22 protein-coding genes and 1 pseudogene are annotated in these 25296 nt (G+C 72.6%); 9 read left to right on the top strand and 14 right to left on the bottom strand.

What is annotated here, in order from left to right; all coding sequences use genetic code 11:
- Nucleotides 1-51: 51 nt before the first annotated feature.
- From AB6L24_RS02670 to AB6L24_RS02650, 5 genes are all read left to right on the top strand, one after another.
- The gene (locus tag AB6L24_RS02670; RefSeq protein WP_405651638.1) at nucleotides 52-1581 is read left to right on the top strand and encodes an MFS transporter; all 1530 of its coding nucleotides are present in this window, start codon (nucleotides 52-54) and stop codon (nucleotides 1579-1581) included.
- 206 nt (nucleotides 1582-1787) lie between these two features.
- Nucleotides 1788-1931 carry a lasso RiPP family leader peptide-containing protein gene (locus AB6L24_RS02665; protein WP_405651635.1) on the top strand — a complete coding sequence of 48 codons (144 nt, stop codon included), beginning with the start codon at nucleotides 1788-1790 and terminating at the stop codon, nucleotides 1929-1931.
- A 130-nt stretch (nucleotides 1932-2061) separates the two neighbouring features.
- A complete protein-coding gene (locus AB6L24_RS02660) occupies nucleotides 2062-3999 on the top strand; it encodes an asparagine synthase-related protein (RefSeq protein ID WP_405651632.1) in 1938 nt (645 codons plus the stop codon).
- A gap of 201 nt (nucleotides 4000-4200) precedes the next feature.
- Entirely contained in the window at nucleotides 4201-4464 is a 264-nt protein-coding gene (locus tag AB6L24_RS02655; RefSeq protein ID WP_405651630.1) for a lasso peptide biosynthesis PqqD family chaperone, read from the top strand.
- Entirely contained in the window at nucleotides 4461-4898 is a 438-nt protein-coding gene (locus AB6L24_RS02650) for a lasso peptide biosynthesis B2 protein (protein WP_405651628.1), read from the top strand. The genes AB6L24_RS02655 and AB6L24_RS02650 overlap by 4 nt, the downstream gene beginning before the upstream one ends.
- A 94-nt stretch (nucleotides 4899-4992) precedes the next feature.
- Here the strand turns inward: AB6L24_RS02650 and AB6L24_RS02645 are convergent, their stop codons facing one another.
- The 6 genes from AB6L24_RS02645 to AB6L24_RS02620 form a co-directional block, all read right to left on the bottom strand.
- A complete protein-coding gene (locus AB6L24_RS02645; protein WP_405651626.1) occupies nucleotides 4993-6090 on the bottom strand; it encodes an NAD(P)-binding domain-containing protein in 1098 nt (365 codons plus the stop codon).
- Between the two features lie 53 nt (nucleotides 6091-6143).
- Nucleotides 6144-7352 (bottom strand): LLM class flavin-dependent oxidoreductase, encoded by a 1209-nt coding sequence (locus tag AB6L24_RS02640; protein ID WP_405651623.1) that lies wholly within the window; start codon nucleotides 7350-7352, stop codon nucleotides 6144-6146.
- 2 nt (nucleotides 7353-7354) lie between these two features.
- Nucleotides 7355-8428 (bottom strand): ABC transporter substrate-binding protein, encoded by a 1074-nt coding sequence (locus AB6L24_RS02635; protein ID WP_405651621.1) that lies wholly within the window; start codon nucleotides 8426-8428, stop codon nucleotides 7355-7357.
- 103 nt (nucleotides 8429-8531) lie between these two features.
- A complete protein-coding gene (locus AB6L24_RS02630; RefSeq protein WP_405651618.1) occupies nucleotides 8532-9437 on the bottom strand; it encodes an ABC transporter ATP-binding protein in 906 nt (301 codons plus the stop codon).
- Nucleotides 9410-10312 (bottom strand): ABC transporter permease, encoded by a 903-nt coding sequence (locus AB6L24_RS02625; RefSeq protein ID WP_405651616.1) that lies wholly within the window; start codon nucleotides 10310-10312, stop codon nucleotides 9410-9412. The genes AB6L24_RS02630 and AB6L24_RS02625 overlap by 28 nt, the downstream gene beginning before the upstream one ends.
- A gap of 181 nt (nucleotides 10313-10493) precedes the next feature.
- Nucleotides 10494-10577: a putative leader peptide gene (locus AB6L24_RS02620; RefSeq protein WP_319683543.1), complete on the bottom strand. Its 84-nt coding sequence runs from the start codon at nucleotides 10575-10577 to the stop codon at nucleotides 10494-10496.
- A gap of 132 nt (nucleotides 10578-10709) precedes the next feature.
- Here AB6L24_RS02620 and AB6L24_RS02615 point away from each other — a divergent pair, with 132 nt between their 5' ends.
- Nucleotides 10710-11132, top strand: coding sequence for a secondary thiamine-phosphate synthase enzyme YjbQ (locus tag AB6L24_RS02615; RefSeq protein ID WP_380844386.1), 423 nt, complete (start codon nucleotides 10710-10712; stop codon nucleotides 11130-11132).
- A 5-nt stretch (nucleotides 11133-11137) separates the two neighbouring features.
- Here the strand turns inward: AB6L24_RS02615 and AB6L24_RS02610 are convergent.
- A pseudogene (locus tag AB6L24_RS02610) lies at nucleotides 11138-11425 on the bottom strand (monooxygenase family protein); the annotation flags it as partial.
- 10 nt (nucleotides 11426-11435) lie between these two features.
- Complete coding sequence (locus AB6L24_RS02605; RefSeq protein WP_405651613.1) at nucleotides 11436-13256, bottom strand: FAD/NAD(P)-binding protein; 1821 nt, start codon at nucleotides 13254-13256, stop codon at nucleotides 11436-11438.
- Nucleotides 13257-13457: 201 nt separating this feature from the next.
- Here AB6L24_RS02605 and AB6L24_RS02600 point away from each other — a divergent pair, with 201 nt between their 5' ends.
- Entirely contained in the window at nucleotides 13458-14123 is a 666-nt protein-coding gene (locus tag AB6L24_RS02600) for an LmbU family transcriptional regulator (protein ID WP_405651611.1), read from the top strand.
- 92 nt (nucleotides 14124-14215) lie between these two features.
- On the top strand, nucleotides 14216-15442 hold the full coding sequence (locus AB6L24_RS02595) for a methyltransferase domain-containing protein (protein WP_405651608.1): 1227 nt from the start codon (nucleotides 14216-14218) through the stop codon (nucleotides 15440-15442).
- A gap of 57 nt (nucleotides 15443-15499) precedes the next feature.
- On the opposite strand, the gene AB6L24_RS02590 is transcribed toward AB6L24_RS02595, so the two are convergent.
- The 5 genes from AB6L24_RS02590 to rfbA form a co-directional block, all read right to left on the bottom strand.
- A complete protein-coding gene (locus AB6L24_RS02590; protein ID WP_405651606.1) occupies nucleotides 15500-16828 on the bottom strand; it encodes a beta-ketoacyl-[acyl-carrier-protein] synthase family protein in 1329 nt (442 codons plus the stop codon).
- Nucleotides 16825-18171 carry an activator-dependent family glycosyltransferase gene (locus tag AB6L24_RS02585; RefSeq protein ID WP_405651603.1) on the bottom strand — a complete coding sequence of 449 codons (1347 nt, stop codon included), beginning with the start codon at nucleotides 18169-18171 and terminating at the stop codon, nucleotides 16825-16827. Before AB6L24_RS02585 ends, AB6L24_RS02590 begins: the two co-directional genes overlap by 4 nt.
- Nucleotides 18168-18416: a hypothetical protein gene (locus tag AB6L24_RS02580; RefSeq protein WP_405651600.1), complete on the bottom strand. Its 249-nt coding sequence runs from the start codon at nucleotides 18414-18416 to the stop codon at nucleotides 18168-18170. The genes AB6L24_RS02585 and AB6L24_RS02580 overlap by 4 nt, the downstream gene beginning before the upstream one ends.
- Before the next feature lie 70 nt (nucleotides 18417-18486).
- Nucleotides 18487-19497 carry a dTDP-glucose 4,6-dehydratase gene (gene rfbB / locus AB6L24_RS02575; protein WP_405651598.1) on the bottom strand — a complete coding sequence of 337 codons (1011 nt, stop codon included), beginning with the start codon at nucleotides 19495-19497 and terminating at the stop codon, nucleotides 18487-18489.
- A gap of 31 nt (nucleotides 19498-19528) precedes the next feature.
- Nucleotides 19529-20401 (bottom strand): glucose-1-phosphate thymidylyltransferase RfbA, encoded by an 873-nt coding sequence (rfbA, locus tag AB6L24_RS02570; protein ID WP_405651595.1) that lies wholly within the window; start codon nucleotides 20399-20401, stop codon nucleotides 19529-19531.
- 86 nt (nucleotides 20402-20487) lie between these two features.
- Here rfbA and AB6L24_RS02565 point away from each other — a divergent pair, with 86 nt between their 5' ends.
- A complete protein-coding gene (locus AB6L24_RS02565; protein WP_405651593.1) occupies nucleotides 20488-21774 on the top strand; it encodes an activator-dependent family glycosyltransferase in 1287 nt (428 codons plus the stop codon).
- A 490-nt stretch (nucleotides 21775-22264) separates the two neighbouring features.
- Here the strand turns inward: AB6L24_RS02565 and AB6L24_RS02560 are convergent, their stop codons facing one another.
- A complete protein-coding gene (locus tag AB6L24_RS02560) occupies nucleotides 22265-25129 on the bottom strand; it encodes a hypothetical protein (RefSeq protein WP_405651590.1) in 2865 nt (954 codons plus the stop codon).
- Nucleotides 25130-25296 lie beyond the last annotated feature (167 nt).

Raw genomic sequence — 25296 nt, 5'->3', positions numbered from 1 at the left:
GTGCGCGGAGGGCGCGCGGGGCCGGAAGGCCGCGAAGGGATGAGAGGTCCCGTGGCCCGTGACCTGGACTCCCCGGGCGCCGCCGCGGACAGCCGTCCGACGCCGGGCCGCGGCCGCTGGGCCGCGCTCGCCGTGCTGTGCGCCAGCCTGCTGCTCGTGGCGATGGACGCCACCATCCTCAATGTGGCGCTGCCGTCGCTGATCGACGACATGCGGCCCACCGCCGTCGAGCAGCTGTGGATCATCGATATCTACGGCCTGGTCCTCGGCGGCCTCCTCGTCACCTCCGGCGCGGTCAGCGACCGGCTCGGCCGCAAGCGCCTGTTCCTCACCGGCTTCGTGCTCTTCGGCCTCGCCTCGGTCGTGGCCGCGACCGCCGCGGACCCGTGGCAGCTCATCGCCGGACGCGTCCTGCTCGGCATCGGCGGCGCGATGGTCATGCCGTCGACGCTCTCGCTGATCCGCAACGTCTTCACCGACCCGCGCGAGCGCGCCCTCGCCATCGGCATCTGGGCGGCCGTCGCGGGCGCGGGGGCCGCCGTGGGCCCGCTGGTCGGCGGCCTGCTCGTGGAGAGTTCCGGCTGGTCGGCGGCGTTCTGGGTGAATGTCCCCGTGGTCGTGGTGACCGTGGTCGCCGGAGTGCGGCTGCTGCCCGAGTTCCGCAGCGGCGTGAAGGGCCCGCTGGACTGGCCGGGCGCCGGGCTCTCCGTCGTCGGCGTGATCGCGCTCGCGTGGGGCATCAAGCACGTTGCCAAGGGCAGCCTCGCCGTCGGCGACCTCGCGATCCTGGCCCTCGGCATCGTGCTCCTCGTGGTGTTCGCCCGCAGACAGCTCACGCTCGACGACCCGCTGCTCGACGTCCGGCTCTTCACCAACCGCGCGTTCACCGCGGCCGCCCTCGCCACGTTCCTCGCGATGCTCGCCATCGGCGCGGCGCTCTTCCTGATGTCGCTCTGGCTCCAGTACGTCCACGGATACTCGCCGTTCGGCGCGGGCCTGCGGACGCTGCCCGCCGCCGGGGCGATGCTCGCCGGTTCGCTGCTCTCGCCCCTGCTGATGGAGCGGTTCGGGGTGCGCGCCGTGATGGCCCTGGGGCTCGGCGGGCTGATCGCCGGGTTCCTGCTGCTCGCCCTGTCGGCGGAGCCCACCCCGTACGGCGTCGTGGCGGTCGTGTTCGTCGCGCTCGGCCTCGGCGACGGGCTCGCCATCACGGCGGCCGCGTCCGTCCTGGTGTCCACGGTGCCCGCGGCGCGGGCCGGGCAGGCCGGTGCCGTGTCGGAGACCTCGTACGAACTCGGCATCGGCCTCGGCGTCGCCCTGCTCGGCTCCATCCATGGCTCCGTGTACGCCGCCCACATGGACGGCCGGACGGCGCAGGCACGGGAGTCCGTCGGTGGGGCCGTGGAGGCCGCGGACCGCCTGGGCGGTGCGGCGGGGGAGCGGCTCATGGACGCGGCGCGGGCGGCGTTCGAATCCGCGCTGACGACGACGGCGTACGTCAGTGCCGGGATCGTGACCGTCGTCGCGCTGCTCGTCGTGTGGCTGGTGCCGCGAGGGCTGCGGGCGAGCGGCGGCCACTGAATCCCGGATTCCGCGCGGGAGTCGGGGACCGGCCCGTGGCGGCCCTGTGTGATCTCGTTGCGTCTGTGGCGCAAGTGGCGGTGTAGACGCGTGAGTTGGGGGGTAGTCCGCTTTCCGGCAAGGAGTTCGAATACTTGCCGCGCGTCACCCGGGGCCCTCGGACCGAGGGCTCCTTCATCTGTCAGGGCATCTCACAGGAGGAATCCATGGAAGACCAGACGGGTATCGACCAGCGCGACCAGGCCGTCAGCTACGAGCCGCCGGCTCTCATCGCCGTCGGCGACTTCTCCGAGGACACGCTGGGCTTCGGCTCGCGCTACACCGACGTCCTCGGCGAGCAGGGCTGGTGACGATTCGTTGCGGAGCCTGACACCAGACCTGTGTGGTGCGGGCCCCCTTCCTAGGGCGGGCCTCGTGCGCGAGGCGGGCCCCTTTGAGATCGATGGTTCATGAGCTCGATGAGAACTGAGGCCGTGTGACATGAGTGCCGGTTTCGTCGTCCTTCCGGACACGCCGGGTACGCCACCGCTCGATGACGCGTACCCCTTCGCGGCGCCCCGGCTCATACCCCATCCGTCAGGCCGTCTGTGGCTGGTGGGGAGCTGGGAGCCGGACGAGGTCCGACACGTGACGGTGGGGCCGGTACGGGTGGTGGTGATCGGGCGTTGTCCGGTCACCGCCACCCACCTCGAGCAGCTGTGCCGACGGGTGCGCACGCTGGCCGATGTCGACGCCCTGGCACGGGAGTTGCCGGGCAGCTTCCACCTGGTGGCCGCAGCCGGGAACGCCGTCCGCGTGCAGGGGAGCGTCTCCGGGCTGCGGCAGGTGTTCCACGCGCGCCTCGACGGCGGGATCCCGGTCGCCGCCGACCGGGCCGACGCGCTCGCGGCGCTCACCGGCGCCGGGATCGACGAGCGCACCCTCGCCCTGCGCGTCGTCTGCGGCGGCCTGCTGCCACCCCCGCTCTCCGACCGCAGCGCGTGGACCGGCGTGTCCACGGTGCCTGCCGACCACTGCCTCCTCCTCGAACCCGACCGCGCCCGCGAACGCCGCTGGTGGTCGCCGCCCGCCCCCGAACTCGGCCTGGCGGAAGGCGCTTCGGCGGTGCGGGAGGCGTTGGTCGCGGCGGTGGAGGGGCTGGGTGGGGCGGGGAGCACCGGTGGGGGTGCGGCCGGGGTGGCCTCGGCTTCGTACGACGGGAGCGGTTCGAGCGCCGAGGGTGGTCTGGGCGTCGACGGCGGCCTCGGCACCGCAGACCGGCTGAGCACCGAGAGCGGCCTCAGCGCCGACATGTCCGGCGGCATGGACTCCACCTCCCTCGCCTTCCTCGCCGCGCGGCACACCCCCGACCTGCTCACCTTCCGCTGGGCCGAGGCCGAGGCGGGCAACGACGACGCCCGCTTCGCCGCCCTTGCCGCGGCCGAACTGCCCGGCGCGCGCCACCTCGTGGTGCCCCAGAGCGAACTGCCGTCGATCTTCACCGATCCGGCCGCGCTCGCCGACACCGAACGGCCGTACCTCTACACCCGCAGCCAGGCCCGCATGCGGCACACCGCCGCCGTCCTCGCCGCGCACGGATCCCGGCGGCACGTGGCCGGGCACGGCGCCGACGAGCTCTTCGGCCGCATGCCCGGCTATCTGCACCGCCTCGCGCGCCGCCACCCCCTCACCCTGCTCCGGCACCTGCGCGGCAGCCGGGCGCTCGGCCGCTGGCCCCTGTGGGGCTGTCTGACCCAGCTCGCCCGCGCCGAGAGCGTCGCCCAGTGGTGGCGCGCCCAGGCCGACGACCTCACCGCCCCGCCGCCACCCGCCCGACTGCCGTCCATCGGCTGGGGCCTCGCACCGCTGCGCGCGCCCGCCTGGACCACGGACGCCGCGGTCGACACTGCCCGTGCCGCCCTGCGCGCGACCGCCGAGGACGCGCGCCCCCTCGCCGACGACCGGGGCCCGCACCAGAACCTGGCCGCCCTGCGCATCACCTCGCCCGCCTACCGCCAGGTGTCCCGCCTGTTCGCCGCCGAGGGCGTCCGCCTCGAACAGCCCTTCCTCGACGACCGGGTCGTCGAGGCGGTCCTTTCCGTCCGGCCGCACGAACGCACCACGCCGTGGCAGTACAAGCCGCTGCTCGCCCGGTCCATGCGCGGGCTCGTGCCGGACGCGGTCCTGGACCGGACGACGAAGGGCGACTTCGGCGCGGACCTGCGCGCCGGCCGGCAGGCCAACCTCACCGCGATCATCGACGTGTTCTCGTCCCACTCCGTCCTCGCCGACCTCGGGCTCATCGATCCCGGCGCGGTGCGGGCCTACCTCCTCGCCCCGCAGGCCGACTCCTCCCGCGACATCGCCGTGGAGCAGCTCCTCGGCTGCGAGTCCTGGGCCCGCGCCGCCCGCCGACCGCTCCCGCTCGGGAGCCCGTGACGGCCGCGACCGGGGTTCCCCGCCCCCTGGCCGCGAGGCGCGCGACCGCGAGGCGTCGGCCCTTCCGACTGTGAGGCGCCGCCCCTCTCGGCCGCGTGGCACCGACGCCCCTGACCGCTGCGAGGCCCCGACCCCGCTGACCGCCACGAGGCCCCGAAACCCCGACCTGCACACCCCGACGACCGCGACCGGGAGACCCCGATGACCCTGACCCTCCACCCCGACGTCTCCCTGGCCGAGACCGACGACGGCGCCGTCCTGCTCCACCAGCGCACGGGCCGCTACTGGCAGCTCAACCCCACCGGCGTCCTGGTCCTCAGGAACCTGCTCGACGGCCGCACCCACGACCAGGCCGCCGAGGAGCTGACCACCCGCCATCGCGCCGCCCCCGACGCCGCGCACCGCGACGTGTCCCGCCTCGTCGACGCGCTGCGCGAGGCCCGCCTCGTGGTGGAGTCGCGATGAGCGCCCCCGTCGCCCTCTCCGCCAGGGACCGGCTTCCGCTGCACCGCAGGCTCATGCCGCTGCTCGCCGTCGCGGTGGCCCGGATGCTCGCGGGCACCCGCCCGGCCCGGGTGCGGGCGGTCCTGGAGTTCCTGCGGCGCGGGGCCCGGCCCGCCACCGCCGAGCAGGCCCGCGCGGCGCGCCGCGACGTCGTGTCCGTGAGCCTGCGCTGCGCGGGCCAGGCCTGTCTTCAGCGGTCCATCGCGACGGCCCTGCTGTGCCGCAGCCGGGGGGTGTGGCCCACGTGGTGCACGGGGGTGCGGACCAGCCCGTTCCAGGCGCACGCGTGGGTGGAGGTCGCGGGGGAGCCGGTGGGGGAGCCGCATCCGGCGGGGCACTACCGGACGCTCCTGGCGGTACCGCCGGTCGAGTCGGCGCGGGTCGAGGGCGCCTGACGGCACGTCCGACGGCGCGGGCAGGCGGACAGCGAGGGCGCCTGACGGTACGCCGACGTCAGGTCGGCGGACGGCCGGGGCGCCCGACGCCACATCACACCACCGCAGGCTCCCCCTCCAGCAGCCGCACGATCTCCCGCACCGCCGCCCGCCCCGCCCGGTTGGCGCCGATCGTGCTGGCCGAGGGGCCGTACCCGACCAGGTGCACCCGCGGGTCGGCCGCCGCGCGCGTGCCGTCCATGCGGATGCCGCCGCCCGGCTCGCGCAGCCGCAGCGGCGCCAGGTGCTCGATCGCCGCGCGGAAGCCGGTCGCCCACAGGATGACGTCGGCCTCGACGTGCCGTCCGTCGTCCCACTCGACGCCGGTCGGGGTGATCCGGTCGAACATCGGCAGGCGGTCCAGGACGCCGTCCTCGCGTGCCTTGCGCACCGCGTCGTTCACGGGCAGCCCGGTGACCGACACCACGCTCAGCGGCGGCAGGCCCTGCCGCACCCGCTCCTCGACCATCGCGACGGCGGACCGGCCCCGGTCCTCGTCGAAGGGTCCCTCGGCGAAGACGGGCGGCCGCCGTGTCACCCACCAGGTCTCGGCCGCGTACGGCGCGATCTCCATCAGGTGCTGGGTCCCGGACGCGCCACCGCCCACGACGATCACCCGCTGGCCGCGGAAGGCCTCCGGGCCCGGGTAGATCGCCGTGTGCAGCTGTCGGCCCCGGAAGGTGTCCTGCCCGGGATAGCGCGGCCAGAAGGGCCGGTCCCAGGTGCCGGTCGCATTGATCAGGGCCCTGGCCGACCAGACGCCCGCCGAGGTCTCGACGAGCAGGCGCCCGTCCGTGCCCTCGCTGACGCGGTGGACGTCGACGGGACGCCGTACGCGCAGGTCGAACCGCTGCTCGTAGCGGTCGAAGTACTCCCCGATCACCTCCGACGAGGGCCGTTCGGGGTCCGCGCCCGTCAGCTCCATGCCCGGCAGGGCGTGCATGCCGTGCACCTTGCCGTACGTCAGCGACGGCCACCGGAACTGCCACGCGCCGCCCGGCCGGGGCGCGTGGTCCAGGACGACGAAGTCCCGCTCCGGCTCGAACCCCCTGCGCCGCAGGTGATAGGCGCTGGACAGACCAGCCTGACCAGCGCCGATCACCACGACCTCCACGTCGGTGACGCCCGCGTCTCGTACCCCGATGTCGTTCACGCTTCTACTAACTACGGCAGGAGCCGAGATCTTCCCCGCCTGCGAAGGCGCGTTCAGCGACCCCCGGCCACCAGGAGCGGCGCGCCGCCCGGAGCGGACGCGGGCCGCCCGTTCGCCGCCGGGACGCCGGTCAGCGGCGAGGCCGGGATGCGGGGGAGCAGCCCGCGCGCCGCGAGGTCGGGGAGCACGCCCTCGCCGAACCAGTAGGCCTCCTCCAGATGCGGATAGCCGGAGAGCACGAAGTGCTCGATGCCGAGCGCGTGATACTCCTCGATCCGGTCGGCCACCTCGGCGTGGCTGCCCACGAGCGCGGTGCCCGCGCCGCCGCGCACCAGACCGACGCCCGCCCACAGGTTGGGCGAGATCTCCAGGTCGTCGCGGGAGCCGCCGTGCAGCGCGAGCATGCGCTGCTGGCCGACCGACTCGCTGCGGCCGAGCGCCTCCTGGGCGGCGGCGACCGTGTCCGGGTCGAGGTCGTCGAGGAGGCGTGCCGCGGTGGCCCAGGCCTCCGCGGAGGAGTCCCGCGAGATGGTGTGAAGACGGATCCCGAAGCGCACGGTGCGCCCCTCGGCCTCGGCGAGCCCCCGGATCCAGTCGATCTTCTTCTTCACCTGCTCGGGCGGCTCGCCCCAGGTGAGGTACACATCGCTGTGCCGGGCGGCGACGGGGCCCGCGGCCGCCGACGAACCGCCGAAGAAGATCTCCGGCAGCGGGTCCGGCGGCAGCGCCGTGAGCCCGCCCTTCACGTGGAAGTGCTCGCCCTCGAAGTCGTAGGGCCGCCCGCTCCACACGCCGCGGACCACCGAGAGGAACTCGTCGGTGCGGGCGTAGCGGCGGTCGTGGTCCAAGTGGTCGCCGAAGCGCCGCTGTTCGGTGGAGTCCCCGCCGGTCACGACGTTCAGGAGCAGCCTGCCGCGGGTGATGCGCTGGTACGTCGCCGCCATCTGCGCCGCGAGGACCGGTGAGATCACCCCGGGCCGGAACGCCACCAGGAACTTCAGGCGCTCGGTGTGCTGGGCGAGCGCCACGGTGGTGAGCCAGGCGTCCTCGCACCAGGTGCCGGTCGGCGTGAGCACGGCCTCGAAGCCCAACTGCTCGGCGGCCTTGGCGATCTGGGCCAGATACTCGATGTCGGGCGCGCGCACGCCGCTGACCGGGGTGACGCGGGAGCGGGTGATGCCGCCGTCGGTGTAGGCGTGCCGGTCGACGAGGGTGCGGCCGTCGCCGCCCGTCGGCAGGAACCAGTGGAGGTGCACGGTCATGCTCAGGACTCCTTGTACGTACGGGGCGCGGTGGTGGAGGGCGGCAGCGAGCCGTTGAAGCGGGTGTCCGTGAAGTCGCCGAAGTCGACGCGGCGCGGGATCAGTTCGAGCGCGGCGAAGGCGTCGACGATCTGCTGCTCGGAGTCGACGACGTTCTTGTCGACGGCGACGAACACGCGGGTGCCGTTGGTGCGCTTGACGGCGTCGAGCGCCACCTCGTACGGAAGCCCGGTGTCCTTCGCCCAGACCTTCGCCCACGCCTCGGGGTGTTTGAAGACCCAGTCCTGGGCCTTGCGCAGCCGCTTCAGATAGTCGGCGATGGCCGCGGACTTCTTCTTGTCCTTCAGCGCGCCGGGCGCGGCCACCTGGAAGCCGAGCCCGTTGACGACGCCCTCGCCGTCGGTGAGCACCCGGGCCTTGCCGCCGCGCAGCACCTGCGAGGTGTACGGGTCCCACACCGCCCACGCGTCCACCTTCCCGGCGCTGAACGCCGCGAGCGCGTCGGCGGGCTGCAGATACTTGACGGAGACGTCCTTGAGCGTGAGCCCCGCCTTCTTGAGGGAGGCGAGCAGCTGATAGTGCGCCGACGAACCCTGCGCCACGGCCACCGACTTGCCCTTGAGATCGGCGGTCTCGCGCAGCTCGGAGTCCTTGGGCACGGCGATCACCTCGCCGTGCGCGGTGCCGTGCGTCGCCGCGATCACGGAGATCTTCGAGCCCGCGCCCGCGGCGAACACCGGCGGGGTGTTGCCGACCGCGCCGACGTCGACGGCCTTGGCGTTCACGGCCTCCAGAAGCGGCGGACCGGACGTGAACGTCGACCACTTGATCTTGTACGGGAGGTCGTCGAGCTCCCCGGCGGCGCGCAGCACGGCCTCCGAACCGCCCTTCTGGTCACCGACGTTGAGGGTGAGCGAACCCTTTCCGTCGGTGTTGCCGCCGCCGAGGCCCCCGCTGGAGGTGTGGGCGGAGGAGGCACCGGCGCAGGCGCTGAGCGTCAGGGCCAGGGGGAGCAGCAGGAGAGGGGCGAGATGTCGGGGTCGGCGTGCGCGCGGGGAGTGCGGCGGGCGTGGCATGGGCGGGGGTCCGTTCTGGGAGGTCGTGGGAGTGGGAGTGGGAGCGGGAGTGGGTGGGCGGGGACGGTGGGGCGGGTGGTGTCGGAGGGTGGGGACGTGGCGGCTAGGGGGTGGTCGCGGTGGCGGGGGCCGGGGTCGCGGCCGAGGGTGTGGTCGGGGAGTCGGCGGTGCTCGGGGTCTCGACGCCGAGGCGTTCCAGGAGGCCCGTGCGCAGTGCGGCGAAGCGGGGGTCGGCGATGTCGCGCGGGCGCGGCAGGTCGATCCGCTGCTCGTGCGCGATCACGCCCTCGTCCATGACCAGGACGCGGTCGGCGAGCAGCACCGCCTCCTCCACGTCGTGCGTCACGAGCAGGACGGCGCAGCCGCGCCGCTGCCACAGCTCGTCGACCAGGCGCTGCGCCTTGACCCGCGTCAGCGCGTCGAGCGCGCCGAACGGCTCGTCGAGGAGCAGCAGATCCGGCTCGCGCACCAGCGCGCGGGCCAGCGAGGCGCGCTGGGCCTCGCCGCCGGACAGCGTCTTGGGCCAGGCGTGCGACCGGTGGCCGAGCCCCACCTCCGCCAACGCCCGTTCCGCCACGGCCCGTTCGGGCTTGCCGGGAAGGCCGAGGAGGACGTTGCGCCACACCCGCTTCCAGGGCATGAGGCGCGGCGCCTGGAACGCGACGGCCTTGCGGCGCGGCACGAGCACGGTGCCCTCGATGTCACGGTCGAGGCCCGCGAGGATCCGCAGGAGAGTGGACTTGCCGCAGCCGCTGCGGCCGAGCAGGGCCACGAACTCCCCCGCACGCACGTCGAGTTGGAGTCGGTCGATGACGGCGCGGTCGTCGAAGGCGCGGGTGAGGCCGTCCACGCGGACGACGGTGGCGGGAGCGGGCGGGGTGCCGTCGGCGCCCCGGGCGGCGATGTCGGCGGGGCGGGAGGTGTCGGCGGGGCGGGAGGTGTCGGTCCGGTACGGGGCGTCGGCCCGGTGGGAGGGGCCGGTCACCGGCCGGTGAACGTCGGTCGCCATTGCAGCAGCAGCCTTTCGAGAGTGCGGACCACGAAGTCGGCGAGCAGGCCGAGGAAGGCGTACACGATCAGGCAGACGACGATGACGTCGGTCCGCAGGAAGTCCCGTGCCTGGACCATCAGGAAGCCGATGCCGGAGTCGGCGTTGATCTGTTCGGCGAAGACGAGGGCGAGCCAGGCGATGCCGAGGGAGTAGCGCAGGCCCGTCATGGCGCCGGGCAGGGCGCCGGGGAGGATCACATGCCGTACGAGCCCCCACCGGGAGAGCCCCAACGACTCACCGGCCTCGATCAGTTGGGAGTCGACGCCGCGGATCCCGGCGTACACGTTGAGGTACAGCGGGAACGAGACGCCGAGCGTGATGATGGCGATCTTGGGGGTCTCGCCGATGCCGAACCAGATGATGAACAGCGGGATGAGCCCGACGAACGGCACCGTTCGCAGCATCTGCACGCTGGCGTCGACCAGGTCCTCGCCGATGCGGAAGAGCCCGGAGAGGAGCGCGAGGCCCGTGCCCACGAGGGTGCCGAGGAGCAGTCCGACCGCGACGCGCTGGAGCGACACGCTCATGGCGGAGGTCAGCGAGCCGTCCTCGATCAGGTCCCCGGCGACCCGGGCGATGGTGCCGGGGGAGGCGAGCACGTCCTCGCTCAACACGCCGGTAGAGCTGAGGAGTTGCCAGAGGGCGAGCAGCAGGACGGGGCCGGTGGTGCGGCGGATCCAGCGGGGGACGCGGGTGCGGCGGGAGGAGGCGGGGACGAGCGCGACGAGATCGGGCGGGGCCGCGGCGGGCTCGACCTCGACAGGCCCTTTCTCAGGTTTTCCTGAAATATCCGGTGTGGAAGTGGGCGTGGGCGGGGCATGACTGATGCTCATGGCGCTCCAGGGCAGGGGGAGTTCAGCGCGAGGGAGGGCTCCGGCGCGGGTGGGGGGAGCGGGTCCGTGCGGTCGCGGGGGAGCGTCCCTCAGGGCCGGGCGGGCTCAGAGGGGACGGCCGAGGCCGGGCAGGACCGAAGGAGGAGCGGCGGGAAAGCCGGAGGGCGAAGAAAAGAAGGCGTCAGTGGCCGCGACGACACGCGGCGGAGGCCACTCGCAGCAGGTCGATGTGACCGCGCGAAGTGAGCAGAACTGAACGCGACATGCGGCAGAACGTAGCGATCCGCTCCGTGAACGGTCAACGACGTCTCGCGGAGTGGACGTCTCGTATCACTGACTGGAAGAACGCCGGGTGCGCGGAGTCGCCGGAAACCCCAATTGGTGCAGGATGGGAGGCATGTCCGATGCCTTCACCACCCGCATCCTGAACGTCACGACCGGCTCGGCGGAGACGGTCGTCGACCTCACCCACGACTGCGAGAGCTTCCTGCGCGAGGCGGCCCGCGGCCGCGACGGCCTGCTCAATGTGTTCGTCCCGCACGCCACGGCCGGCATCGCGGTCCTGGAGACCGGCGCGGGCAGCGACACCGACCTCATCGCCGCGCTGCACACGCTCCTCCCGGCCGACGACCGCTGGCAGCACCGCCACGGCAGCCCCGGCCACGGCCGCGACCACGTCCTGCCCGCCCTCGTCGCCCCGCACGCGACGCTGCCCGTGATCGGCGGGGCCCTGGAGCTCGGGACGTGGCAGTCGGTGTGCCTGGTCGACACGAACAAGGACAACCCGGACCGCCAGGTGCGGCTGAGCTTCCTGGGCTGACCGGCCGCGGTGGCGTACGCGTACAGCTTCTCCTCGGACTCCCAGTACTGCACCACGTAGTAGGTGCGCGGTGACGCCGTCAGCAGGACCCGGCCGAGCAGGTCGCGGTCCGGGGCGGCGGCGAGCTCGCGCAGCATCGCGTAGAAGACCGGCACCCACTGGTGCACCGCCCAGAAGTGGTTGACGCGCATGCCGATCAGCAGGACCACCGTGTCGCCCTCGGCGGCCGCGGTGAGCGCCGAGGGCAGGGAGCCGTGGGGGTAGCCGCTGCGTACGGCGGACTTGTCCGTCATGGCAGCTGTGCTACGACAGGGCGCCGGCGGGCCGGTCCGCCGCCCGCCGCAGGACGGCGCGGGCGATCTCGTCGTTGCGGCGGAAGAACCCGGCGTCGGTGCCCGCGTGCGGGAACTGCTCCGGCCCCGCGACGTACCAGGAGCCGTGGGCGTGACCGGCCGCGTCGAGCGGATGGCCGTCGCGGACCCGCAGGGCGCCGGTCGGGCGGGGGCTGCCCGTCGCGTCCGGCGCGGTCTCCTCGCTGATCTGGCCCGCCGCGAGGAGACGGCGCAGCAGCGGGTCGGCGGTGCGGGCGAGGTCGGGCTCGGGCAGATGGGCGTCCAGGAGGATGCTGGCCGTGTACGTGGCCCGGACGTGCGGGCTCGCGGCCCGGAAGAGGGCGGCGTCCTCGTCGGCGGTCACGGTCGTGCCGGGTCCGGTGAAGGTGACGACGCCCGCCTCGCTCAGCGCGATCAGCTGCTCCATCCGCAGGGGCGGCGGACCGCTGCTGAGGAAGGCGCCGACGGCGAACCGGCGCAGCGCCACCGCGGCGGCCGCGGGCGGGAGTTCCCCCGCGTTGTACAGGTCCCCGAGGACACCACCGACCGCGCCGAGCGCCCGGATCACCGCCACGTGCGCGCTGTGCCGGGGCTCCCGCCGTCGGCGCACGCTGTCGCGCAGATGCGCGCGGACGCGGCGCTGGAGTGCGAGCGGGTCGGGGGAGCGGTGCCCGGCGAGCGGGGCCGTGAGCCGTTCGGGGTCGAAGTGGTCGTCGGGGTCCGGGACGGCGGCGCGGACGAGCTTGGCGGCACGGTCGTCGTCGCCCGCGAAGCGCTCGTACTGCGCGGCGAACGACGTCCAGTCCATGCGGGTGCGGCCCGGGTGGGCAGTGAACAGCTCGTGGTAGTACGCCCAGGACAGCTCCTGGAGCGCCGGTGCCCACAGGTCGCGGTCGAAGTCGAAACCCGGGCGGCGCAGCCGGGCGCGGCACAGCTCCGGGGTGAGGTGACGCGGCGGCGGACAGGGCGAGTTGAGGGTGTACGCGGGCTTGGGGTAGGGCGGGACCCCGCGACGGGAACCCGCGTACAGCACGGGCTCGCGGCCGGAGGGGAGATAGCGGAGGCGGCCGTCGGGGCGCGAGCGCGTGAAGCGGCCGCCACGGCCCTCGGTGAGCAGCAGCAGGCAGTCGACGAAGACGAGACCGAGGCCGCGCACGACGACCGGGGCGCCGGTGGGTATCCGGTCGAGCCCGTCCTCGTCGGCGCGCCCGGGGCCGATGCGGGTGAGGCCACGGGGGGTGTCGGTGACGACGTCCGTGTGGCCCTGGGCGAGGACGAGTTGGGCCGCGGGCACCGCCCCGCGGCCGTTGTCCAGGACGACGCACTGGCGGTCCGTACCGACGTGGCGGACGTCGACGGCGGTCGCGCGGTGCAGGTGCAGCCGCAGGTTCGGGGCCATGTGGGTGCGTACACCATGGAAGAACTCCTGCAAATAGCGCCCTTGCGCGGGACGCGACGCGTAATGGCCGTCGTGCAGCGGGCCGCGGCCGGTCTCCGCCAGCCACCTGCCCGTCGTCGGCCCGGGGTGCGCGGGCCCGGCGCACCGCACCGAGCTGCCCGGGAACATCGTCACCTGCTCGGCGGCCGAGTTCATCCACAGGAGTTCGCTCTGCGAGGTCCGCCAGGTGCGGCCGGAACCGGGCGGAAAGGGGTCGACCAGATGGATCGCGAATTCCCGGTCGCCAAGGATTTCCGGAGCGTTGGCCGCGATGCGTTCCAGTATCGACGTTCCGCGCGGGCCCGCGCCGATGACGCACACGGCCGCTGAAGGATCACCGCGGTCCTGCTTCATGGTCCTCTTTCCGGCACGGTGCACGAGACGGTGGGGCGGAACGGAACGGGCGGGGTGTCGGGACGGGCGGTCGCGGCGGTGTTCAGGGCCGCGGCCGAGAACGGCGCACTCCCCTTGTGCGGGGCCGGACCGCTCATTACTGTTTCTTTACTGACCGCTCGAATCGCTTCATGATGAGCCGTCACCGGGGGAGACAGTGCCATGCCGAATCTACGACATCCCACACCGAACATCAGCGGCCCGCAGGAGAAGTTGACCGTGGACGACCGGGCGCGCACGCGACGGTCCTCGCTCTCCTTGCCCGATTATCTGCCACTGGAACACTGGAAAACCATCGGAGAGCAGATATTTGCCATTGTCGATTCATCCGCGTGGTGGTTGGGAGACTGGCTGGTATTCGGCCAGCAGACGTATCCCCGCCGATATCGCGATGCGATCGAGCAGACATCCCTTGACTACCAGACGTTGCGCAACTACGCCTGGATCGCGCGTAAGTTCCCGCCGTCCCGCCGGCGGGACGGACTGAGCCTGCAGCACCACGCCGAGGTCGCGGCGCTGCCGGCACCGGCACAGGACCACTGGCTGAGCCTGGCGGAGGCGCACGGCTGGTCCCGCAACGAGCTGCGCCGCCATCTGCGGGCCGCGCGCACCGAGCCGCAGGACGCGGGGGCGACGGAGGACGTGCAGGTGACCGCGTCCGCCGAGCAGTGCGACCGCTGGGAGAAAGCCGCTCAGCACATGGAGAGCGACCTCAACGACTGGATGATCCGAAAGGTCGACGAGGCCGCGGCCACCGCGCTCGGCCCGGAAATCGCGGACGACGCGGCCCGTTCCCCTCACCCCGACTCGTCCGTAGCCTCTGAGTAATTCCCCGATCCGGTGGCCGCGATATCCGCGGTCGCCGCATCGCGGCGTCCCGTCGCGGCCGGGGAGCAATCCGCTCACGGAGGAGAGGCAATATGCCGGAGTCTGCCGCGTGCCGCGTCTGCGGCGGTGAGGTCGTCGCCTTCATGGACTTCGGGGAACAGCCGATATCGGACTGCTTCCTGCCGCCGGAATCGACGGAGCCCGAACACTTCTACCGGCTGGTCGTCGGAGCCTGTGAATCGTGCACGATGGTGCAGCTTCTCCATGAAGTGCCGCGCGAGCGCATGTTCCACGATCATTACCCTTACCATTCCTCCGGATCCGCCCGAATGCGGGAACACTTCCGGGGCGTCGCCGAGCGTTTCGTCGGCACCGAACTGACCGGCGACGACGCGTTCATCGTCGAACTCGGCTGCAACGACGGGGTCATGCTCGCGACGGTCGCCGAGGCCGGCATCCGGCATCTGGGCGTGGAGCCCTCCGGCTCCGTCGCCGACGTCACCGCCGCCCGCGGCATCCGGGTGCGCAAGGACTTCTTCGAGGAGGAGAGCGCCCGCGCCATCCGCGCCGACGACGGCCAGGCCGCGGTCATCTACGCCGCCAACACCCTCTGCCACATCCCGTACATGGGCTCGGTCCTTCGCGGAGTGCGCGAACTCCTCGCGCCCGACGGCGTGTTCGTCTTCGAGGACCCCTACTTCGCCGACATCGTGCGGCAGACGTCCTTCGACCAGATGTACGACGAGCACTTCTACTACTTCACCGCCCGGTCGGTGGCGGAGATGGCGCGCCGCCACGGCCTCGACCTCGTGGACGTGGAGCGCCTGACCGTGCACGGCGGCGAGGTGCGCTACACGCTGGCCCGCGCGGGCGCGCGCGAGCGCACGGCGGCCGTCGGCGAGCTGCTCGCCGAGGAGGAGGCGGCGGAGCTGACCGCGCGCCACACCCTGGAGGGCTTCCGCGACCGGGTCCTGAAGGCCCGCGACGACCTCGTCTCGCTCCTGCGCGAGCTGCGCTCCCAGGGCAAGGACGTCGTCGGCTACGGAGCCACCGCCAAGAGCGCCACGGTCCTCAACTACTGCGGCATCGGCCCGGAGTTGATCGCGTACGTCACCGACACCACGCCCGCCAAACAGGGCAGGCTGACCCCCGGATCCCACATCCCCGTGGTGCCCCACCAGCGCTTCGCCGACGACCGCCCGCCGTACGCGGTGCTGTTCGCGTGGAATCACGCGGAGGAGATCATGGCGAAGGAGCAGGAGTTCCGGGACGCGGGCGGACAGTGGATCCGGTACGTGCCCGGGGTGCGGGTGGGCTGAAGGCCGGGCTACGGGGGGCGGGCCGCGGCGGGGTGCCGCACGGCCCACTCGGCCCCGTCAGCCCCGCCAGCGCCGCAGGACGAGCACGGCGTTGTGGCCGCCGAAGCCGAAGGAGTGGCTGACGCCGACCGCCACGTCGTGCTCCTGGGCCTGGTGCGCGACGAAGTTCATCACCGGGTCCTCGGGGGAGTCGCAGTTGAGGGTGGGCGGCACGACGCCCGTACGGATGGCCTCCGTGACGACCGCGGCTTCCACGGCGCCGCCCGCAGCGAGCATGTGGCCCGTCATGCTCTTGGTCGAGCTGACGGGGACGCGGTGCGCGTGGTCGCCGTACACCCGGCGGATCGCGGTCAGCTCGGTGGTGTCGTTGAGCCGGGTGCCGGTGCCGTGGGCGTTGACGTAGCCGACGTCGGCGGGTGTGGCGCGGGCGGACTCCAGGGCGGTGCGCATCGCGCGTTCGGCCTGGGCGCCGTCGGGGGAGGGCGCCGTCAGGTGGTGGGCGTCCGTGGTGGACGCGTAGCCCGCCAGCTCGGCGTGGACCTCGGCGCCGCGACGCCGGGCGTGCGCGGCGCTCTCCAGGACCAGGGCGCCGGCGCCCGCGCCCATCACGAAGCCGTCCCTGTCCCTGTCGAAGGGGCGGCTCGCGGTCGTCGGGTCGCCCGTCCTGCGGGAGAGCACCCGGGCCCGCGCCGCGGCCGCGAGCTCGAGCCGGTCGAAGGCGTCCATCCCGCCGGCCACGACGACGTCGGCGCGGCCCTCGCGGATCCAGCGGGCCGCCTCGCCGACGCACACCGTGCCGGTGGCGCAGGCGGCGACCATCTCGGCGGACGGGCCGCGGGCACCGAGCTCCAGGCACACCTCGGCGGCCGAGCTGATGCCCATCGTGGGGAACACCTGCGGGCTGACCGCGGCGTAGCCCTCGTCGCGCATGGCCATGGCGTTGCGCGAGGCGACACGCGTGGAGCCGATGATGGACCCGACGGCCACCCCGACCCGCGGCGCGAGCCCCTCGTCGACCTCGATCCCCGCCTCCTGGAGCGCCATGCGGGCCGCCGCGACGACCACCTGGATGGTCCAGTCGGTGCGCCGGACGACGTGCCGCGGCAGATGGTGCTCGGGCTCGAAGCCGGGGACTTCGCCGCCGATGCGGACCGGCAGGTCGCCCACCTCGAACCCGGTGATGTCGCGGATGCCGCTCTTCCCGGCGACGAGCGCGGCCCAGGTGTCGGGCCAGTTCGGGGCGAGCGGGGAGACGACGCCGCGGCCGGTGACGACGACGCGGTCGGGCGCGGGGTGCGTTTCCGGGCCGGAGCTGGAGCTGGAGCTGGAGCCGGAGCCGGGGCAGGGTGCGGGGGTGCGGGGTTCGTGTCCTGGTGCGCTCGTCATGCCGTCGTCTGCCTTCCTGTGTTCGTCGCCTGCGGGTGGGGTGCGGCTGCCAGGGGTGGGCGTCGGTGCCGTTCGGCGAGGCGGAGCAGTTCGGGGACGGCCTCGGCGGGGCTCGGCATGGCCCTCATGTCGGCGCGCAGCCGCTGGGCGCCTTCGGTGAACGAGGGGTCGGTGAGGAGCCGCTGGACTTCGTGGGCGACGCGTTCGCCGGTCGCTTCGGCCACTTGGAGGTCGATTCCGGCGCCGTAGGAGCTGACGCCGCGGGCGAGCCAGATCGCGTCGAGCTGTTCGGCGACGGCGAGTTGGGGGACGGCGTGGAGCGAGGTCGTGCCGATCGTGCCGAACCCACCGTGATGCACCATCACCGCACACGTAGGAGCCAGCGCCGCCAACGGCACGAACTCCTCCACCCGCACCCGGTCCCCCACCACCGCACCCAACTGCTCCCGGATCCCCTCCGCACCCGGCAACGCCGCCACCACCTCCACATCCAACGCAGCAAGCGCCTTCAAGATCTCCACCACCGACACCGCATACCCGGCAAGCCGCTCCACCGCACTCAACCCCAGCGTGAACCCCACCCGAGGCCGCACCGGCACCTCCCACAACCACCGCGGCACCACCGACACCCCGTTGTAGGTCCCGTAGCGGACGGGGACGTAGTCGATGGCCGTGTCGAACCGGAAGGGGGCCGGAAGCAGGTCGGCGGTGAACTGACCCGTCGTCAACTCCTCGTCGAACTCCACTCCGTACCGCCCCGCGAGGGCCCCGAGCCACTCGCCCAGCGGATCCCCGCCCGTGCCTCCGGCCGCCGCTTCCTCCGCCGCGAGGCGGACGAACTGCTCCCGCACCCGCCCGAAGAAATCCACCCCCCACGTCAACCGCCCATGCGCCGCACCACACACCCGCGCCGCCACCCCACCCGCGAACGTCCCCGGCTCCCACACCACCAACTCCGGCTCCCACCACCGGCACAACCCCACCAACTCATCCACCAACGGATCGTTCACCAACCGGAACCACCACGGCACCACATCCCCATAACCCGCCCGCAAATACTCCAACGACAACAACCCACCCGGCACATCCGCCACATCGAACGGCGGCAGGTCGCTGCCCCCGAAGCGGCTTCTGAACTCCGGCCGCAGCGCGAGGAGTCGCCCCATGCCGTGGTCGCGGCCGACGGGCACCGCCGTCAGACCGGCCCGGGTGATCTCCGGCACCAGCTCCGGCTGACTCGCCACCCGCACCTCATGACCGGCCGCCGCGAAAGCCCGGGCCAGCGGCACCTGGATGAACAGGTGGGTCTTTTCCGCGTAGAGGACGAACAGGACCCGGGTCACGCCGCATCGTTCTCCTGGCCGGCGGCCGCGACGAACTCGGCGAAGGCGTCGAAGTCGCCGCCGCTGAATCCGTGCAGTTCCTCCAGGATGACGATGTTGAACTTGTCCTCCAGATACAGCACGAGCTGCACCATCGTGAAAGAGTCGATGTCGTACATCTCGGCGCCGTCCCCGGCGCCGTCCTCGCGTGCGTAGTACTGATCCATGAAGGTCTGGATCTCTTTCCTGACGCCTGCCCCGTCCATCTCCGTGAGCCTTTCTGTGTCGTGGATCGCGTGCTGTTGTCCGTCGCTGTCTTTTGTGCCGTCGCAGCGGTCAGTGGGGTTCCGCCATGGCGGCCAGGGGAAGCTCACCGGGTCGTTTCAGCGGCTCCCACCAGTTCCGGTTGTCCGCGTACCAGCGCACCGTGTCGAGAAGTCCCTCGCGGAACGCCACGAGCGGGCGGTGGCCGAGTTCTTCACGGATCTTCCGGCAGTCGATCGAATAGCGCCGGTCGTGTCCTTTCCTGTCCTCGGTGAAACGCACCTGGGACCAGTCGGCGTCGAGGAACTCCAGGAGCAGTTTGGTCAGTTCGGCATTGGAGATCTCCGTGCCGCCGCCGATGTTGTACGTCTCTCCCGGGCGCCCCGCACCGGCGATGAGGGCGAGACCCCGGCAGTGGTCGTCCACGTGAATCCACTCGCGCACCTGGGAGCCGTCGCCGTACAGCGGGACCGTCAGGCCGTCCAGGAGGCGGGTGACGAACAGCGGGATGAGCTTTTCGGGGAATTGGTAGGGCCCGTACGTGTTGGAGGCCCGGGCGGTGCAGACGGGGAGCCCGTACGTCCGGTGGAAGGACCGGGCGAGCAGCTCCGCCGACGCCTTCGACGCCGAATAGGGGGAGTTGGGGCGCAGCGGGAAGTCCTCGGTCCAGGAGGCCGTCTCCGTCTCGCCGTACACCTCGTCGGTGGAGACCAGGACGAACCGGTCGACCTCCGTGCGCAGCGCGGCGCGAAGCAGTTCGTAGCTGCCGACGATATTGCTGGCGACGAACGCGTCGCCGTCGAGCAGCGACCGGTCGACGTGCGACTCCGCCGCGAAGTGCACCACCGTCCGGACCCCCGCGATAGCGCTCGCCACGGCTTTCCGGTCGCAGATGTCGGCCTGGACGAAACGCAGCCGCGGGTCGTCCAGGGCGCCCGCGAGATTGCTCTGGTTCCCGGCGTAGGTCAGCTTGTCGAGGACCACGACCTCGGCGTCCTCGAAGCCCGCGTACGCCCCCGCGAGCATGCGCCGCACGAAGTTCGAGCCGATGAACCCGGCACCGCCGGTCACCAGGACACGCATGTCCACCTCCTCCTCACGCCCCGCGCCGCGCTCACGCGAGGGCCTCCGCGACCTCGCGGACGTACCGTCCGTAGCCCGAATCGCCCATGGCCAGGCCCAGTTCGTGGCACTGCCCGGCGTCGATGAAGCCCATCCGCAGCGCGATCTCCTCCAGACACGCCACCCGCACGCCCTGGCGGTCCATCAGGACCTGGACGTACTGGCTGGCGTCGAGCAGGGAACGGAACGTGCCCGCGTCGAGCCACGTGAAGCCGCGGCCCAACTGCACGAGCCGGGCGGCGTGGGCGTCGAGGTAGAGCTTGTTGACATCCGTGATCTCCAGTTCGCCGCGGTGCGAAGGGCGCAGTCCGCGCGCCATCTCCACCACGTCGCTGTCGTAGAAGTAGAGCCCCGTGATGGCGTTCTTGGACGCCGGGCGGGCCGGCTTCTCCTCGATGCCGATCAGGTTTCCGTGCGCGTCGGTCTCGGCGACCGCATAGCGCTCGGGATCCGCCACCGGATAGCCGAAGAGCGTGCAGCCGTCCGACTTCTCCCGGGCCTCGCGCAGCAAGTCCTGGAATCCCGCCCCATGGAACAGGTTGTCGCCGAGTATAAGCGCGGAACGGTCGTTGCCGACATGGTCGGCGCCGATGATGTAGGCATCCGCGATACCGCGCGGCTCGGGCTGCTGCGCGTACGTGAGATTCATTCCGAGATGCGTGCCGTCACCGAGCAGATGACGCATCGAAGGCATGGATTCCGGGGCCGCGATGATCAGGACGTCCCGGATTCCGGCCAGCATCAGGACCGAAAGCGGGTAGAAGATCATTGGCTTGTCGTAGATCGGCAGGAGTTGCTTCGACGTGCCTGCCGTAATCGGCATGAGACGGCTGCCCGTGCCTCCCGCGAGAACTATCCCTTTCACCTTTCCTCCCGTTGGGTCATGCTGTGCATCGGTTCCTGTCGGCCGCCATGAACACCCGCGGCGAAACTACGTGACATTCGGGGGACATGAGCATGCGGATTCTCTTCACCGCCTATGCCGTGCGCACGCATTTCTTCAGCATGGTGTCCTTGGCGCACGCCCTGGACACCGCCGGTCATGAGGTGCGGGTGGCGAGTCAGCCGGAGCTGGTGCCGGAGATCACCCGGGCCGGTCTGACGGCCGTGCCCGTCGGCCGCGACCACCAGCTCTGGCGGGTCCTGAAGGTCCGGCACGGCGACGAACGCTGGTCGGCACTCCCGCCGTTCGATGTGGCGGATGTGCCGGGTGGGTTGTTGTCGTTGGAGTATGTGCGGGCGGGTTATGGGGATGTGGTGCCGTGGTGGTTCCGGTTGGTGAACGATCCGTTGGTGGATGAGTTGGTGGGGTTGTGCCGGTGGTGGGAGCCGGAGTTGGTGGTGTGGGAGCCGGGGACGTTCGCGGGTGGGGTGGCGGCGCGGGTGTGTGGTGCGGCGCATGGGCGGTTGACGTGGGGGGTGGATTTCTTCGGGCGGGTGCGGGAGCAGTTCGTCCGCCTCGCGGGCGAGGCGGGGGAGCCGGTGGGCGCCGTGGGGGATCCGCTCGGCGCCTGGCTGAGCGATCTCGGCGGGCGCTACGGAGTGGAGTTCGACGAGGAGTTGACGACGGGTCAGTTCACCGTGGACCAGCTGCCCGAGGCGTTCCGCCTGGAGACCACCGGCATCGGATATCTGCCGATGCGGTTCGGTGTCTACAACGGGGTGTCGGTGGTGCCGCGGTGGTTGTGGGAGGTGCCGGTGCGGCCTCGGGTGGGGTTCACGCTGGGGTTGAGTGCGGTGGAGCGGCTTGCCGGGTATGCGGTGTCGGTGGTGGAGATCTTGAAGGCGCTTGCTGCGTTGGATGTGGAGGTGGTGGCGGCGTTGCCGGGTGCGGAGGGGATCCGGGAGCAGTTGGGTGCGGTGGTGGGGGACCGGGTGCGGGTGGAGGAGTTCGTGCCGTTGGCGGCGCTGGCTCCTACGTGTGCGGTGATGGTGCATCACGGTGGGTTCGGCACGATCGGCACGACCTCGCTCCACGCCGTCCCCCAACTCGCCGTCGCCGAGGAGATCGACGCCCCGATCCTCGCCAGGGGCCTGGCCGCGTACGGCGCCGGAGTCGACCTCCCCGTGGCGGAGGCGACCGGCGAACGCGTCGCCCACGAAGTGCGGCGGCTGCTCACGGAATCCTCCTTCACCGAAGGGGCGCGGCGGCTGCGCGCCGACATGAGGGCCATGCCGAGCGCCGCCGACGTCGTCCCCGAACTGGTCCGGATCGCCGAACGGCACCGGGGCCGCTGAGCGCCGGACGCGCGGGACGACGCCAGGGCCCCGCGTGCGGACGGACAGAGACGCCGCGAAGAGAGTGAGAAGAGAGTGAGTGGGGGGTCCCTGGGCTCAGGGACCCCCCACCGCCGGCTCAGTCGGCCCGGCTGGCGGCCGCGGTGGACTGCCGCTGCGGCCCTCTCGCTCTCATCGCGTCGTCAGCGGGTCAGCAGTTCACGCTGCCCGTGCTGCCGAGCAGCTCGTCGTCGAGGGTCGACGTCTCCAGCTCCTGAAGCTCCAGAACGTTCATGCGGTGTCACCTCCTCCTAAGCGCTCGCTGCGGTACCGGCGGCGGTCGGCCGCCGAAGTCAGTGGTGCGGCGCGGTCGGCGGCCGCACTGGACCGCCGCTGCGGTGGTTCCGGGTTCCTCGTGCTGTGACAGCGGGTCAGCAGCCCACGCTGCCGGTGCTGCCGAGCAGCTCGTCGTCGAGGGTCGACGTCTCCAGCTCCTGAAGCTCCAGAACGTTCATGCGGTGTCACCTCCAACCGGCCGATCGCAGGGAATCCGGCGGCGGTCGTCCGCCGGGAGTCCGTGGTCCGCCCCGGCCGCCGCCCGCCCGGCGCGGCCCAGGAACGGCAGCGGCGGAGGCCCGCCGTCCGTGACGTACGACAGGGCCGCGAGGACGCCCGCGTTGCCCGTCGCCAGGTCCATGGAGAGACGCAGGCCGCTGTGGCCGGGGAACGCCACCTCGCCGCGGTGGGCGAGGGCGTGCCAGTGGAGGCTGCCCAGGTGCTCGGCCACCGGGTCCACGCCGGCCTCCGCGTCCTTGGCCTCGGCGCCCTCGGAGGCGGTGGCCGGCAGGTGCCGCCGCAGCGTGTGCGCCGCCGCGAGGAGCCCGGCCCGCCCGTTGAACAGCTGGCTCTCGACCGTGAGCGGTGAGCGCGCGGCGAGCGCGAGGGCGGGCAGCGCCTCGGCGACGCGCGGGTCGTCCGTGTGGTCGGTGAGCAGGTCGGCGACGAGGCCGATGCCGACCGACCCGGTCTCCAGGTACGGCAGGGAGCGGAAGCCGCCGTCGACGTGCAGCACGCCTTCCTCGCGCGGGACGCACAGGTCCAGGTCCCGGTGCACGGCCCGCACCGCGTGCCGCAGGTACGCGTCCTCGCCGGTGGCCTCGTACATCCGCAGCAGGAACAGGCCGACCCCGGACCAGCCGCGCAGCAGCCCGCCGTGGGTGCCGGGCTCGCCCCGGGCGCGGTCGATTCCGTGCGGGCGGCCGTCGTCCAGCGCGTCGACGGCGCGCGCGGCCAGCTCCCGGGCCTCCTTGAGCCAGGCGTGCCCCGGCTCGGCCCCGGCGAAGTGCAGCAGGTTGAGGCCGACGCCCGCGAGGCCGCCGTACAGGCTGACGTCGGTCATCTCCTCGACGCCGGGGCGGGCACGGTCGACGAGCTCCCGGGCGGCGGCGTGGTGGCCGAGGTGGTCCAGGACGTGGGCGACGCCGTGCGCGCCGTCGTGGAAGCCGGGCCGGACGTGGTCGGCGCGTGCCGCCCGCAGCAGCCAGTCCTCGTACGCGGTGCCGCGCTCGCCGCCCGCCACGGACAGGGCCCACAGGACGCCCGCGGCGCCGTGCGCGAAGCCGCCGGGGGCCTCGTTGAACTGCCGGGGGTCGCCGGGGAAGAGCCGGTCGTCGCGGTCCGGGGTCGCGGACGCGTGCAGGGCGCGGGCCAGGGAGGCGCGGACGGCCGCCCAGTCGACGGGCGAGGTGTCGAGGCGTACGCCGGCGACGGCACCGACCGGTGGCGGGGCGCCGGGGCGTGCGGTCCGTCCGGGGGTGGCCCCTGCCTGTTCGGCGGGCTGCGCGGCCTGTGCGTCGGGTGCCTCGGCCAGGTCCGCCGCGATCGTCGCGGCGAAGTCGTCCGGCAGACCGAAGCGCCGTGCCGCCGCGGCCGCGAGGTGCGCGCCCCTGTCCGGGCAGATGCCGAGCGACGTCACGAGCGGCAGGTACAGCCACAGCCGCAGCACCGCGAGGGCGTGTTCGTCGACCGCGGCGCCGGTCTTGCGGCGGGCGGCGAAGCCGGGGTACCCGAGCGTCGGGCGGGTGTTCTCGGAGGTGGGGAGGGCCATCTCGAAGTCGACGAGGCGGACCTTCGGTGCCGGGTCGGGCGGTGCCGTGCTTCCGCCGGATGCCGCTCGATCGCCTGGCTCGGCGTGCTCCCCGGGGCCGAATGCCTCCTCCGTGGGACCGAACGCGTCCTCTTCGGGGCCGAACGCGTCCTCCGCGACCAGCACGTTCCCGGGGTGCAGATCCCCGAAGACGATCCCCTCGGCGTGCACGCGCCGGACCAGCGCGGCCACCTCGGCGTGCAGGGCCTCCGCGCGCCGGGCATAGGCGCGCAGGCCGTCGGGTGTGCACGCGTTCCAGTTGATCAGGGGGTGGTGGCGCACCATCCAGCGCTGCAGCGGGATGCCGTCCAAGTGCTCCATGGCGAGCATGGAGTGGCCGCCGAAGTCGAACAGCTCGTACGCACGCGGCACGCCGGGGACGTCGGCGAGCCGGTCGAGGACGCGCTTCTCGTGCGCCAGCCGCGCCGTGGCGTCGAGGCCCGCGCCGTCCCTGCCGGTGTGCGGCCGGGCCTCCTTGAGGACCACGGGGCTGCCGTCGTCCCGGCGCGTCGCGGCGTACACGCCCCCGGCGTTGGAGAAGTGCAGCGCCTCCTTGACCCGGTAGCCGAACTCGCCGCTCGCCGCCGTGCGTCGCTCGATGTGCGGGCGCAGGGCGTCCGGGACCGGCACGCCCTCGGGCAGCGCGAACGCGGGCCGCCTGCGGTCGGGCACGAGGCGGCCGTCGGTGCCGGTGAGGGCGAGCACGTGCGCGCCGTCGTCCGTCCAGCACCAGCGTTCGCGGAAGGCGCCGTAGCGGAAGTGCACGGGGCCCTCGCCCCAGCGGCAGTCGGTGAGGATGTACGGCCCTTCGCTGCCCGTGAGGCGTGCGTCAAGATCGCGTGCGCAGTCCGCGAACTCCGCCTCGTCGCGCGGGTAGACGGCGATGAACTTGCCGCCGGCCGGGCGGGGCGCGTACTTGGAGTTCATGGCGTCGAGCAGGGCCCTGCCGCGCAGGTGCTTGAAGGGCACGCGGGCCCGCAGACAGTGGTCGGCGACGATGTCGAGGACCTGCTCGGCGTTGTCGTGGGTCGCGGAGACATGGATCTTCCAGCCCTGGTCCGGGGTGTGCGGCTCGTCGGGCCGGTACATGTCCCAGACGCGGGCGGCCCGGTGCCGCCAGCCGTCGGGCAGCGGGGCGAATCGCGACGGCACCAGGTGCTCCTCGGCGGCGGCCCGCGCCGGGGTCTCGAAGAACACCGGGTCCACCAGGGTGTAGATCGACCAGTCCACGGACACGAGGCACCTCCAGCGGAATTCCTGGAACGGATCGGCCGTGCTGTCGACGGCCGTCGTGGTGATCGCCTCGTGGAGGTTTCGATCGGTGGTCGGTGACCGGTGCTTCCTTCGGTGGGAAGCATCCGGTACGTGGTGAGGAGCCGGTCCAGGAGAGTGCGGGG

Origin of the sequence: Streptomyces sp. RK9 (assembly GCF_045070545.1) — a bacterium.
Classification (GTDB): Bacteria; Actinomycetota; Actinomycetes; order Streptomycetales; family Streptomycetaceae; genus Streptomyces; species Streptomyces alboflavus.
This window is presented reverse-complemented; position numbering and strand designations above follow the sequence as displayed.